This is a genomic window from Kosakonia quasisacchari (genome assembly GCF_004331415.1).
GTDB lineage: Bacteria > Pseudomonadota > Gammaproteobacteria > Enterobacterales > Enterobacteriaceae > Kosakonia > Kosakonia quasisacchari.
In genome coordinates this window covers 122968-136517 of record NZ_SJOP01000013.1, presented here as the reverse complement: position 1 = coordinate 136517, position 13550 = coordinate 122968, and the positions used below count along the sequence as shown (strand labels likewise).

The window sequence follows — 13550 nt, the reverse complement described above, 5'->3', positions numbered from 1 at the left end:
ATATAAGTAATTCATATAAATAGTAATAAACACGCTCAATAAACCAGCACTCTGTGCCGAATTTTGAGATGGTTCACAAAGTTCCCTTAAATACACAAAATCTTACACAATATTTCTTTTTGTTACTGCTTTAATACATTTGTAGCACTTTCAGACTAGCGAAACGTTGTTATGTTTGGAAAGATGCCTTTCAGACACAGAAAGACACCAAACTCTCATCAATAGTTCCGTAAATTTTTATTGACGGAATTTATTGGCGGCAGTGGCAGGTGTTCAAAAAAAACCAATGAGGGTAATAAATAATGATGAAGCGCAATATTCTGGCAGTGGTTATCCCTGCTCTGCTGGCAGCCGGTGCAGCTAACGCTGCAGAAATCTACAACAAAGACGGCAACAAAGTAGACATCTACGGTAAAGCTGTAGGTCTGCACTACTTCTCTAAAGACAACGGTGCCAACAGCTACGGCGGCAACGGCGATAAAACTTACGCTCGTCTGGGCTTCAAAGGCGAAACCAAAATCAACGACCAACTGACCGGTTACGGCCAGTGGGAATACAACTTCCAGGGTAACAACTCTGAAGGTGGTACCGATGCTCAGAAGGGTAACAAAACGCGTCTGGCATTCGCTGGTCTGAAATTCGGCGACGCAGGCTCTTTAGATTACGGTCGTAACTACGGTCTGGTATACGATGCAATCGGCGTAACCGATATGCTGCCAGAGTTCGGCGGCGACACCGCGAACAGCGACAACTTCTTCTCCAGCCGTAACGGTGGTCTGGCGACTTACCGTAACAGCAACTTCTTCGGCCTGGTTGACGGTCTGAACTTTGGCGTTCAGTACCTGGGTAAAAACGAGCGTGCTACAAAACTCACTGATAGTGCGGATGATATTACTCGCTCCAACGGAGACGGCTGGGCGACGTCTGTAAGCTATGACTTTGAAGGTTTTGGTATCGTTGGTGCTTACGGCGCAGCAGATCGTACCAATACGCAGGAAGCTAACGATGCGTCTGCGACTGGCTACGGCGCGGCAGGTAAGAAAGCTGAGCAGTGGGCGACCGGTATCAAATACGATGCTAACAACATCTACCTAGCAGCTCTGTATGGTGAAACCCGCAACGCAACACGCCTGAATACTACACCTCCGGGCAGCGTTGAGCGCAATGGTTACCTGAACAAAACTCAGGACTTCTCCGTTGTTGCACAGTACCAGTTCGACTTCGGTCTGCGTCCGTCCATCGCTTACTACAAATCTAAAGCGAAAGATGTTGCAGGTATCGGTAGCGAAGATTACATCAACTATGTTGAAGTTGGCGCAACCTACTACTTCAACAAAAACATGTCCACCTATGTTGACTACATCATCAACCAGATTGATAAAGACAACAAACTGGGCGTAGGTTCTGACGACACCGTAGCAGTTGGTATCGTTTACCAGTTCTAATAGTCACCCTCGACTGTTATATGCATATCAAACAGGGCCATTGGCCCTGTTTTTTTATGCCTGCAAGATTAATTACGATGAGTTTTGAAAAGCATCGCGCTTTTTATCGCAAACGGTTGGCAATTCCTGTGTCAGCCGTTAACCTGATAGCGGATCTCCCTTCTGTCATCAAAATGGAACCTCGTCATGTTTGAGAATATAACCGCCGCCCCTGCCGACCCCATTCTGGGTCTGGCCGATCTGTTTCGCACCGATGAACGCCCCAATAAAATCAACTTAGGCATTGGTGTCTATAAAGATGAAACCGGCAAGACCCCGGTACTGACCAGCGTTAAAAAAGCTGAGCTTTATCTGCTGGAAAATGAAACCACCAAGAACTACCTCGGTATCGACGGTATTCCTGAGTTTGGCCGTTGCACTCAGGAACTGCTGTTCGGCAAAGGCAACGCGATTATCAATGACAAACGTGCGCGCACCGCGCAAACGCCTGGCGGTACGGGTGGCCTGCGTGTGGCGGCGGATTTCCTCGCCAAAAACACCTCTGCAAAACGAGTCTGGGTGAGCAACCCGAGCTGGCCGAACCACAAAGGCGTGTTTAATTCAGCCGGTCTGGAAGTGTGTGAGTACGCTTACTACGACGCGCAAAACCATGCGCTGGACTTCGAGGGGCTGTTGAGCAGCCTGAACAACGCCCAGGCTGGCGATGTAGTGCTGTTCCACGGCTGCTGCCATAACCCGACAGGTATCGACCCAACGCTCGAACAGTGGGAAACACTGGCGAAGCTGTCCGTTGAAAAAGGCTGGCTGCCACTGTTCGACTTCGCTTACCAGGGCTTTGCTCGCGGTCTCGAAGAAGATGCTGAAGGGCTGCGCGCGTTTGCTGCGCTGCATAAAGAGTTACTGGTGGCTAGTTCATTCTCGAAAAATTTTGGCCTGTACAATGAGCGCGTCGGTGCTTGTACACTGGTGAGCGCAGACGCGGAAAGCGCCGATCGCGCCTTCAGTCAGATGAAAGCCGTTATTCGTGCCAACTACTCTAACCCGCCAGCGCACGGCGCGTCGGTGGTTGCAACCATTCTCGGTAACGAGGCTCTGCGTGCCATTTGGGAGCAAGAGTTAACGGACATGCGTCAGCGCATTCAGCGTATGCGCCTGCTGTTCGTTAATACCTTGCAGGAGAAAGGGGCTAATCGCGATTTCAGCTTCATCACCAAACAGAACGGTATGTTCTCGTTCAGCGGCCTGACCAAAGAGCAGGTGCTGCGCTTGCGTGAAGAGTTTGGGATCTACGCGGTTGCTTCAGGACGCATTAACGTCGCGGGTATGACGCCGGATAATATGTCGCCGCTGTGCGAAGCTATCGTTGCCGTACTGTAAGTTACAGCAGCAACAAAAAGGGTCGCCGAAGCGACCCTTTTTTATTTACCAGACCGGTAATTCATCCTGCAGGAACGGATTGTGCAACCGCTCATTTCCCAGCGTAGACATCGGGCCATGGCCGGGAAGGAAAGTAATATCATCGCCCAGCGGCAACAATTTGCGCTTGATGGAATCAATCAATTGCCCATGGTTGCCTTTCGGAAAATCGCTGCGCCCCACACCGCCTTTAAAAATCACGTCGCCGGAAATCAGCAAGCGGGATTGTGCATCGAAAAACACAATATGCCCCGGCGTATGACCAGGACAGTGCAATACCTGCAGCGTTATTTTACCCACTGTTACGCTGTCGCCTTCATTTAACCAACGATCGGGCGTCAGCGGCTGGCACTCATCCAGGCCAAACATCCGGCTTTGTGCCGGCAGGCCTTGCAGCCAGAACTCATCTTCTTTTTCCGGGCCGATAATTGGCACACCATAATGCTGCGCCAGTTCGGCTGCCGCGCCAACATGATCAAGGTGACCATGCGTAAGCAGGATCTGCGTGAGTGTCACGCCAGAGGCGTCCACTTCCTGAATAATCCGTTCGGCGTCACCGCCGGGATCGACCACGGCGGCAAGTTGGGTCTGCTCACACCAGATAAGCGAACAATTCTGGGAGAACGCGGTAACCGGAATAATACGATAGTTCATACTGCTCCTGTAGCTCAGCCTGAGTTTTACCAGTGCCTTACCGGCCCGGTATCAATATGCACAAAGTTGCTGCTGGGGTAGTATCCTACACCACCCGCGCGCAGAGATAACGCGGCTTTGCGAATATTACTCAGCGAAATCCCTTCAATATGAAAATCCATTGCCTGACCTTTGGTGTGATAACTCTGTTTCGCCACACCGCGGCTGTGTGCGCGGAGTTCATTGTTGGTATCAACAGAACGGTAGCCGGAGATCAGTTGCACAGGTTTGCGTGTTCCCAGCAGCCCCTGCAAACGGAAAAGATGCTCGAACAAACGAGGGTCGATGGTTTTGATTTTATTCGCGCGGTAATCACGGAAAAAATGGTTAAGTTTTGCTAATTCATCCTGAATATAGCCCCTGCCATCGAAGAACTCAGCTTTAATAGATTCACCGGTATTAAGATTACTCAGCGTCAAAATACGCGGTCGTGGCGTGGAAAGGGTTGCAAAAGCCGGTGTTGGTAAGATGGCAGCACCGAGTGCGACCCCACCCAACGCCAGCAATTTGCGGCGATTAGCGTCAAATTTATCCATGATAATAAATTCTACAGATAAGCAATGTTGAACAAAATTTATGCACTCTTTTAGCGCACGAGAGGCACCTTACCGGGCAACAAACGCCACGTCAAGGCTGCCTCATCCCAGCAAATACGGGCTCTGTGGCCTTCAGAGCCCGTTTTATGCCAGTTATTACGACAACACGCTGACTGAAACTGCTTCATTTATCTGATTAATTGTTCAGCTTTCGACAAGATTTGTGCACCCGATCGCGCCGTCAGATCATAATTGTAAATATCTGTACGATACTGCGTCCGGCCGTCGGCACCGACAAAAGCGGTCAGGTAGTAGAGATTGACTGGGATATCATGACGAATATTGACATACCGCGTATCCCCCTGTTTTAGCGCATCCGAAATCCGCGTATCGTTCCATCCCGCATCCTGCAACAGCATATTAGCGAGTTCAGAGGCTTTGTTGACGCGCACGCAGCCCGAGCTCAATGCCCGCGCCTCTTTCTGGAACAGATTATGGTTTGGCGTGTCATGCAGATAGATAGCGTCCGAGCTCGGCATATTGAACTTATAGCGTCCCAGCGAATTCTGCGCACCGGGAGCCTGCTGGAAACGGAACGGTAAATTCGCGGGAGTAATGGTCGCCCAATCGACCATATACGGGTCAACCGCTTCCTTGCTGTTCCATCCTCGCAATACGGTGTAACCGTGGCGCTCAAGGTAAGTCGGATCGTTCCAAACCTTCGGTAGAATATCATTGCGCGCCAGGGTTGGCGGCACGTTCCATGGCGGGTTAACCACCACGTTATTAAGCGCGCTACTCATCATCGGCGTTTTACGATCCGGGCGGCCCACGATCACCCGTGATGCCAGCACCTGGTTCCCGTTGAGGTAATAAACCAGCGAATATTCAGGAATGTTGACCATGATGCCGGTCGAAAGCGTGCCCGGTAGCAAACGCAAGCGCTGAATATTCAGCGCCAGCAACCCAGCGCGCTGTGAAGGACTCACGTTCAGCCAGTCACGCGTGCCTTGACCAATCACGCCATCCGCATGTAATCCCTGCCATGACTGGAAGCGTTTTACCGCTTCCACCAGTTGGCGGTCATATGCTGCGCGCGTCTGCTGCACTTTTTTCACGGGCCGGGCCGAAGGGCTGACGGCGACGTTATCACCTGGCAAGGCGATATTTGGTCCGCCATCCAGCATGCCGGTACGCTGCAGGATCTCACGCAGTGCCGGAATATCATTGCTCCACTGCCCCGGTCGCAGCGTCACCGTGCTGGTGATTTGCGGCCACGGGCGCGAATCACCGACCAACGCCAATAGCGATTGGTGCATAGCCGCATACTGCGGATGGTGCGGTGCAAGATGATTGATAAAGGCAGGCAGAGATCCATTGTCCAGCGCCAGTTGCCACTGGTTAATGACCGAAATGGCTGGTGTTGCAAGCGCATAGGGTTTGTCGCTATAAAGCCAGCGCTGCCCCTTTGACTGAATGCCCGAGACAAATTGCAGATAACCCAGCATCGCGTCAGACAGCACAACATCACGTGCCATGCCAGAAACCGCGGGATCGGTTAACAGCTCAACCCAGGTCGTGAATTGTGGTTGAAACCCTGCAATCGCCACTTCTGCCAGTTGCTGCTGAAACGCCTGTACCGCTTCACGGTTGTCCCACATTGGTTTCTGCCCGCGCGCAGCATACAACGCGGCGAGCTGATCCATATAGACCGGCGTCCAGTTGGCAGGTAATTGCGTCTGGAGTTGTGTACGCACATCGGCAACGGAAACACCGGGCGGGAAAGATTTAACGCCAATCAACATTGCCGTCGCAGGCGACTGTTCCTGCGGCTGTGGCAGCACAGTTGGCTGCTCGCCTGGCGTCGCCGTGCTATCCACCGGCACGATTTCAGGCTCATCGGCCTGCACATTAAACAGTGGAGCGAATGCGAATGCCAGGCATAAACTGAGTGCCGACATCCGACGACCATACGACTTCTTAAGCAACATCCCTTGCCCCCTGTTTCTCTTACATTGCTCGTGACTAATTCGTCACCTTTCTCTCAGTATATAAAGACAAAAAAGCATTTGCCTTACCTAATGTAAAGAAGTTTAAAGATTAAACGCGGGCTGGCAATAGCTTTCCGCAAACAAAAAGGGCGACATTGCTGTCGCCCTTTCGCATGAGACTGCTTTACGATGCATCCGCCGTGCCGGGGAGCGTTTCCGGGAGCTGGGCGGCAAAACCACGCAGACCGACAACGTGCACATGTTCATGATTTTGCACGACTTTACGAACCAGCTTGTAGGTGGTGCCTTTTTCCGGGCTGATATTTTCCGGTGCCGCGATAATCAGCTGCATTTCCAGACGTTCGCACAGCTCAAACAGTGTAGCGATAGAGCGGGCATCCAGGCGTGCAGCTTCATCAAGGAACAACAAGCGGCACGGAGAGATATCTTTGCCGCGCAGTCGACGCGCTTCATCTTCCCAGCTCTGTACCACCATCACCAGAATCGACATCCCGGTACCAATCGCTTCACCGGTCGACAGCGCACCGGATTCCGCACGCAGCCAGCCGTCGGAACCACGGTTGACTTCCACTTCCATCTCAAGATAGTTACGGTAGTCCAGCAGCTCTTCACCGATGGTTTGCGGCGTACGCTGACCCATATCGATTTGCGGATTCAGACGTTGATAGAGCTTTGCCAGCGCTTCCGAGAAGGTCAGTCGGCTGCTGTTAAACAGATCCTGATGCTGCTCGTGCTGTTCAGAAAGTACCGTCAACAATGTGGCATGGGTTTCCCGCACGTTCACATTCAGGCGCACGCTATTCACCTGGCCGAAAGAGACGCTTTGCAGCCCCTGGTTCAGCATACGGATACGGTTCTGCTCGCGCTGAATGGTTTTGCGAATAATATTCGCCACGCTACGCGAGCTGATCGCCAGCTTCTGTTCACGGGAAGTCAACTCTTCCGTCAGGCGGCTAAGCTCGATTTCCATCTGTTCGATGGCTTCAACCGGATCATCGGTACGAATAATATCCTGGCGGATACGCTCACGCAGATGCTGATATACCGCGACAAAGAACTGAATCTTGCGCTCAGGACGTTTCGGATCTTCCGACAGGCGCAGCACATCACGTAAATGTTCGTTATCCGCGACCGCCGGCCGCAGAGCGCCGAGCGCCTTATCCGACATTGAGCGTAATTCATCGGCAGAAAGGTAAGCCAGCTCGCGACGGTGCAGACGGCGTTCAACACCGCTGTCTTTCACCATTCGCATCACCGCACACCATCCTGCTTTCGCGGTGACAACCTGCTCACGCATTTCATGGTAGTCACGTTCCAGGCGGCGTAACTTACGCGTCAGGTTATCCATCTCCGCTTCGCAGAAGGTGATGGCTTTTTCCAACTGGTTACGACGCGCACGGTTGCCAGCGAGCTGAGCATGCAACTCGTCACGACGGATACGTGCTCGTTCTTCTGCTCCGCTATCAGCGCGAACGCCAATATCCTGCAGCTCTTTTTGCAGATCGTTGAGCAACTCTTTTTTGGTATCGAACGAGCTTTTCAGCGAAGCCAGTACCTGGTTGTATTGGCTGTACTGCGCTGCATGGCTGCGCATCGCTTCACGCGCTTTGGTGCGTTCCGCTTCTGCTTGCTCCAGACGCTGGCGCAATTTTTCGTTGAGATCGTTATTACCGTTAAACATTTCGGCGACATCGGAGTAGCTGAAGTGCGCACGGCGCTGTACCACTTCCGCCAGGGCGAAAGCTTGTTGACGGGCATCACGCTGCACCTGCTGTGAGGTCGCGTAATCCGTTTTTAACTGTTCAAACTGCTCCGGATCGCTTTGCAGTACGGAAACAACCGGTTCGAGCTTCGCCAGTTGGTTGCCAAACTGCTGGATAAACCGGGCTGCTTCCTGCGCTTCGTCCAGACGTTCCTGAATTTCATCCACACGATCGGCGAGCGTATCGTCGGCCAGCAAGTTGATGCGCGGCAGCAAACGGTTAAGCTGGGCAACGCCCTCTTTCGCCTGTTCAAACTGTACGCGGTTTTGCTGGTTGTCATTTTCATGGTTACTGATCGCACGCTCCAACTCGCCACGGCGGCTGCTGAGTGTGCGAATTTCCGCTTCTGGATCGTCATCAAATGCCACCGCCAGGTGGCTCCCAATAAAGCGGCTAAATGCCTGATGCAGGCGTTGTGTTTTCTGCACATCAAAAGAGAGCGTGGCAAAACGTTCCGCCAGCGCTTCACGCTCCGCATGCAGGCTTTCGATACGGCTTTCGCGCGCCGCACGGCCAAACAGCGGCAGCGTTGGGAAACGTGAATAACGCCACTGGCGATCGGCGATTTTCACCACCACCGCTTTTTCCAGCTCGTCGACGCTGAACACGCTGTCATCGAAAGACTGAGGATCGCCTTCGATCAAATAGAGATCTTCCGGGCAATCTTCCAGCCCTTCCAGCATGTCAGCGACCCGTGACAGATCCGGCACCACAATCGCATGACGCGATGGCCCGTATAGCGCGGAGTAATATGGCGCATCATCAATGCTGACATCATCATAAATCTCCGACAGCAGTACGCCGCCAAAGCGCTCTGCCAGCGCATTCAGTCGACCATCTTCGGCACCGCCCGGCTGGCTTAAACGTTCGATTTCATCATCAACAGCACGTTTACGCGCGCCCACTTCATCGCGCTCAACGATAGCTTCACGCTCACGTTCCAGCAACTGCTGCAGGTACTCTGTAACGTCCTGCCCGGACTCAAACTGCTCACCGCTTTGCTCACACAGTTGCGTCAAGTTACTTTGCGCCGCCAGCCACACCGGCGCGCGCTTGGTCAGCGACTGAATGCGCGAGTGTAGTTGTTCCAGTTCCTGACGCAGCGCCATGCGTTGCTCACCAGCGGCGGAAACGTTGTCAGAAAGTGCGGCGATTTGCGCTTCCAGTTCCTGATGCAGCGCTTCAAGCTCTTGCGCGTCATATTGTTTGCCCTGTCGCTTACAGAACTCTGCCAGTAAACGCTCGGCATCCTGCTGTTCACGCAGACGCTGTTCCAGCTCATTCAGGCGCATACGCAGCGGCTGGACTTGCTCGGCCAGATGGCGCTGGTTAACGCCATCACGCAGCAGCTCACGCGCCACATCCCAGGCTTCGTTACGCGCCAGCGGGCCGTTAATCGCCGCCACTAATTGGTAAGCCTGCTCGAACTGGCTGTGCGCGGTTTGCGCCACGCTTAATTTCTGATCCAGCGACAGCAGTTTTTCCGTCGCTTCTTGCTCTTTGGCCTGGAAGGTTTCCAGCCATTCGTCTGCGCTTTCTGGCGTTAAATCCGGCAGATGACACAGCTCTTTCGCACGCTGCAACGCCTGCAAGGCTTGGTTGTACTGAATGGCACGCGTTTGCTGAACATCCAGCGCTTGCTGGTAATCGGCAAGCTGGTTTTTCAGCTCATCCACTTCAAGCTCGGCGGCTTCCGCGCGGGCCTCGTTCTCTTCCTGACGCTCGGCGGCTTCAGCAACGACTTCATGCTGTTCTTCAAGGCGAACTTGCAGTTCGTCGAGATCCGCTTCATAACGCTCGATTTTTTCCTGTTGACGCAGCGCGGTTTGCACCAGGTTCAGGTGATCGCTTGCGGCTTGATAATCGGCCTCCAGATCCCCTTCCGCACCGCTATGCTCGGAGAGTTCGCGCGCCATATCGACATGCTTATACTGCTCTGCCGCCAGTTGCTGGCGCGAGGTAAACAGATCGCGACGAAATTCGAGCGCTTTGTCCAGATGCACCCGCCGTTCGTTGGCGTGGCGCATATAGTCCGCCGCCACATAGTTGGTCGCTTCGCTGATCAAATGCTTGAACAGGTCACGATCCGACTGGGTCACGCGAATCGCTTCCAGCGTCATGCGGTTTTCACGCAGTGCCGCCTCCATATCCTGGAACGCTTTGCGCACGCCGCTGTTTTCCGGCAGCAAATAGTCGCGCAGCGAACGCGTAATGGCACTGGAAATCCCGCCATACAGCGAGGCTTCAATGAGGCGATAGAACTTGCTGCGATCGGAGGCCGAGCGCAAACGACGCGCGACAATCCCTAAGTCAAACATCAGCGCGTGGTAATCGGTGATGGAGTTGAACTGCTTGAACTGCACCCCTTCCATCGTATCCAGCTTGTCTTTCACTTCCTGCAGCGACAGCACGCGCGCCTGCCGCTCATTCAGCGTTTCCGTCAGCAACTGCGTCGGCAGCATGGATGTGGGCAAGCCCTGAATGGCAAAAGGTTTGATATCCACTTTACGATCGCGTCCCGCGACCTGTTGTAAACGCACCCCCACCAGCACACGCTGATGGCGAGAGTTGATAACATCCAGCACTGAGTAACAGACGCCCGCTTTCAACTTACCGTGCAGGCCTTTATCGCGAGAACCAGACGTCGCGCCCGCTTCGGTGGTGTTACGAAAGTGCAGCAGCGTCAAATCCGGGATCAATGCCGTAACAAAAGCGGCCATTGTGGTCGATTTACCGGCACCGTTGCCCCCGGAGAGCGTCGTCACCAGCTCATCGAGGTCAAACGTACGGGCAAAAAAGCCGTTCCAGTTAATCAGCGTCAGCGAACGAAATTTACCGCGATCAATCATTACTCTTCCTCCGAGCTATCCGGCTGATTATCTTCAGGCTCATCATTGAGCTGCAGATGGTTTTCGACAGGCATCGCTTCACCGTCGCGGATCATGCGCAGTTGCGCTTCACGCGCATCATCGCCCGAACGCACATCAGCGCCAAAGCGGAACACGGACTCAGTGATGCGGAATTTACTGCTGTCGTTACCCATAAACCAGATCATGCCGAGACGGCGCAGGCGGTTCAGCGAGGAGCGCACCTTTTCCTGCAGTTTTTGTCGGTCAAGATCGGAACCGGTAGAACGGTTATTTACCAGCTTCAGCAACTTCGCTTCATCCGCCAGCGACATCAGCTCGTCGTACAGCTCTTGTTGGGTGAAGATCCCTTCATTCGCCAGACGTTCCGGGCTGAGGTAGAGATAGCAAAGAATTTTGCCCACCATCATATCCAGCTCGGAGAGCACCGAGCGCGGGATAAGCGTGGTGGAGCGCGGACGCAGATAGAAAAAACCTTCCGGTGCGCGGATCAGCTCAACGTTATAACGCGCGTAAAACTCTTCCAGATACTCCTGGAAATCCATTAAAAAAGCGTGATTATCCAGCTCGTCGAGGCCGATATGTCGCCCTGAGCGCAATGCGCTGTCCAGCGCCGGAAACAGAGAATTAGCCAACGCCTGTGCCAGTTTAACCGGCATCACTTGTTCAATATTTGTCGATGACATGCGCCTGTACCTTGGCTCCGTAATCATTAATCGGCTGCCACTTCGGCGGCAGTCCGGTGAAGTCTGCTTGCGCTACGCCAAGACGTACCGCCTGATCAACCACGATGCGCGCGATGTCGAAATGACGAACACGCGGATATTGCGCCAAATACTCGCGTGCCACCAGGCCGAGATCCAGCGGCACACCTTTGGTCTTATAAATTGCCAGTTGTTGCTCAATAAGCGCCGCAAGCTGCTCACGGATTTCGTTAAACTCTTCGAACTCCAGATCGGGCGGTAGCTCGCCCGTGACCTCTTCATCACGTAGCGTCATCTCTTCATCGCGCATGTCCAGCAGCCTGTCAGCGCTGGCGTAGGTCAACGCCCACGGCGCATCGAAGTAGGATTGTACCGACTGACGCAAACGCTGAGCAAAGACGCGGTTCTTATCCATATCGATAGCGGTACGGATAAATTTGTGTACGTGGCGGTCGTAACCAATCCACAGATCGATGGCCTGCTGGCCCCAGCTCACAATACGATCCAGTTTGCTTTGCAGGTTGAAGACCAGTTGATCGAGAAACTCAAGATCATCGCGCCCAAGGGTCGCATCCTGAATACTCAACAGATTGGTCTGCAACTTATCCCCGGCGGCATCAAGCGTATCCTGCAGTTCGCGTAACGTACCGGAGGTTTCAGACAGCAGCAATTCACAGCTGGAGATGGCCGCGCGCCAGTCTTTATTCAGCAGTTGTGCAATATCATCTTTGACCTGTTGCTGCTGTTCATCCATCAGGCGCTGAGTCAGATCGATGCTGTCAAAAATCTCCGCAACCGAGTATTTCAGCGGCGCGTAAACGTTGCGATGCCAGTGAAATTCATCTCCACCTTCTTGTGCTGCGTCTGCGGCGCGTTTTAACTCGCTGGCCACAATTGACAGTTGCATAGAAAGACGCAGCGTGGAGAACTCTCGCTGGCGAATGTAGTAATCGGTAATGCCAATACCCAGCGGCGTCAGACGGTAGATGGCATTGCCCTCCACCAGCTCACTGGTAAAGCGATTTAACAAACGCTGGCGCACCATATCATTAATGGCGTTATTGGCACGCTGGGTAATGGTTTCACTGGTTTGCTCAAACGCATCACTTACATGACGGAAAGCATCTACCAATTCACCTTCGCTCATTTCGCCATCCAGACGCTCACCATTGAGCGTGGCGATAGCCAGCAAAAAAGAGAGCCTGTCGACCGGCAGCGAGATGGAGAAATCATTTTTCCTGGCCCAGGCAACCAGTTCGGGGACTGTCTGGGAAAATTCACTCATCGTTTGTCCTTTCATCGATTTGCGGCTTAAGCGCGGTCACGTGAATATAGCGGCCAAGGCTAATATAGGGTTCCTGGCGGCAATAGCGTGTTTCCAGTTCGAGTAGCGCGTCAAAGCAGTCATGCTGCTGATGTTTTTCGCGCAGATAATCGTGAAACACGCGCACACCCGTTTTGCCCGTTACCTGCCAGCCAATCTGTTCGAGCCAGCCATAAACATCCGCAGGAGCACGCGGAAAATCCGGGGAAAGGGTACGTTTTTTGCGCTTCGGCATACCGACTTTCACATAGTCAAAATTTCCTGCCACCATATTGTGCATCAGCAAGCCGTCGGCATTGTAAAACATTAATGACAACGCACCGCCGGGGCGCAACACCGACCACAATATTTGCAGTACAGGAACCGGTTCGGCGACCCACTCCAGCACAGCATGGAACAATATCAGATCAACCGGCGATTCCAAATGCTGAGCAACGTCCTGAACGGCGCATTGTATAAAATGCATGTTACCGCTCACACCTTTCTCTTCGGCCGCCACCTGGGCACGCGAGATCATCGCTTTCGACACATCACAGAGCGTGACATGATGGCCCAATTGCGCCATGCGAATCGCCGTCTGGCCTTCCCCACCGCCAGCATCCAGCACCCGTAATGGCTGGTTGCCCATCCGGGCCAACAGTGCCTCAAGATCCTGCCACAGAATCGCCTGACGCAGCTGACCTTTAGTCGTGCCGTAGATGTTGCGTGAGAACTTCTCGGCAATGTCGTCGAAATTGCGATCCTTCATGGGTGCTCCACGTTCCTGGCAAAACCGCTATTTTGTCACAGC

The 13550-nt window shown here is 53.3% G+C and carries 9 protein-coding genes; 2 read left to right on the top strand and 7 right to left on the bottom strand.

Annotated elements, in window-relative coordinates; translation table 11 throughout:
* Nucleotides 1–302: 302 nt before the first annotated feature.
* Nucleotides 303–1445, top strand: coding sequence for a porin OmpF (gene ompF, locus E0L21_RS15445; protein WP_328590667.1), 1143 nt, complete (start codon nt 303–305; stop codon nt 1443–1445).
* Nucleotides 1446–1631: 186 nt separating this feature from the next.
* Nucleotides 1632–2822: an amino acid aminotransferase gene (locus E0L21_RS15440; protein WP_131410987.1), complete on the top strand. Its 1191-nt coding sequence runs from the start codon at nt 1632–1634 to the stop codon at nt 2820–2822.
* Between the two features lie 45 nt (nt 2823–2867).
* Here E0L21_RS15440 and E0L21_RS15435 read toward each other — a convergent pair whose 3' ends face one another.
* The 7 genes from E0L21_RS15435 to cmoM all read right to left on the bottom strand — a co-directional run bounded on the left by E0L21_RS15435 (nt 2868) and on the right by cmoM (nt 13508).
* Nucleotides 2868–3515 (bottom strand): MBL fold metallo-hydrolase, encoded by a 648-nt coding sequence (locus E0L21_RS15435; RefSeq protein ID WP_131410985.1) that lies wholly within the window; start codon nt 3513–3515, stop codon nt 2868–2870.
* A gap of 26 nt (nt 3516–3541) precedes the next feature.
* On the bottom strand, nt 3542–4090 hold the full coding sequence (locus E0L21_RS15430; protein WP_131410983.1) for a YcbK family protein: 549 nt from the start codon (nt 4088–4090) through the stop codon (nt 3542–3544).
* A gap of 188 nt (nt 4091–4278) precedes the next feature.
* On the bottom strand, nt 4279–6081 hold the full coding sequence (gene ldtD / locus E0L21_RS15425) for a L,D-transpeptidase (protein ID WP_131410981.1): 1803 nt from the start codon (nt 6079–6081) through the stop codon (nt 4279–4281).
* 184 nt (nt 6082–6265) lie between these two features.
* Entirely contained in the window at nt 6266–10714 is a 4449-nt protein-coding gene (mukB, locus tag E0L21_RS15420; RefSeq protein WP_131410979.1) for a chromosome partition protein MukB, read from the bottom strand.
* Nucleotides 10714–11418: a chromosome partition protein MukE gene (mukE, locus tag E0L21_RS15415; RefSeq protein WP_017456199.1), complete on the bottom strand. Its 705-nt coding sequence runs from the start codon at nt 11416–11418 to the stop codon at nt 10714–10716. Before mukE ends, mukB begins: the two co-directional genes overlap by 1 nt.
* On the bottom strand, nt 11399–12721 hold the full coding sequence (mukF, locus tag E0L21_RS15410) for a chromosome partition protein MukF (RefSeq protein ID WP_131410977.1): 1323 nt from the start codon (nt 12719–12721) through the stop codon (nt 11399–11401). Before mukF ends, mukE begins: the two co-directional genes overlap by 20 nt.
* Nucleotides 12714–13508: a tRNA uridine 5-oxyacetic acid(34) methyltransferase CmoM gene (gene cmoM, locus E0L21_RS15405; protein WP_131410975.1), complete on the bottom strand. Its 795-nt coding sequence runs from the start codon at nt 13506–13508 to the stop codon at nt 12714–12716. Before cmoM ends, mukF begins: the two co-directional genes overlap by 8 nt.
* Nucleotides 13509–13550 lie beyond the last annotated feature (42 nt).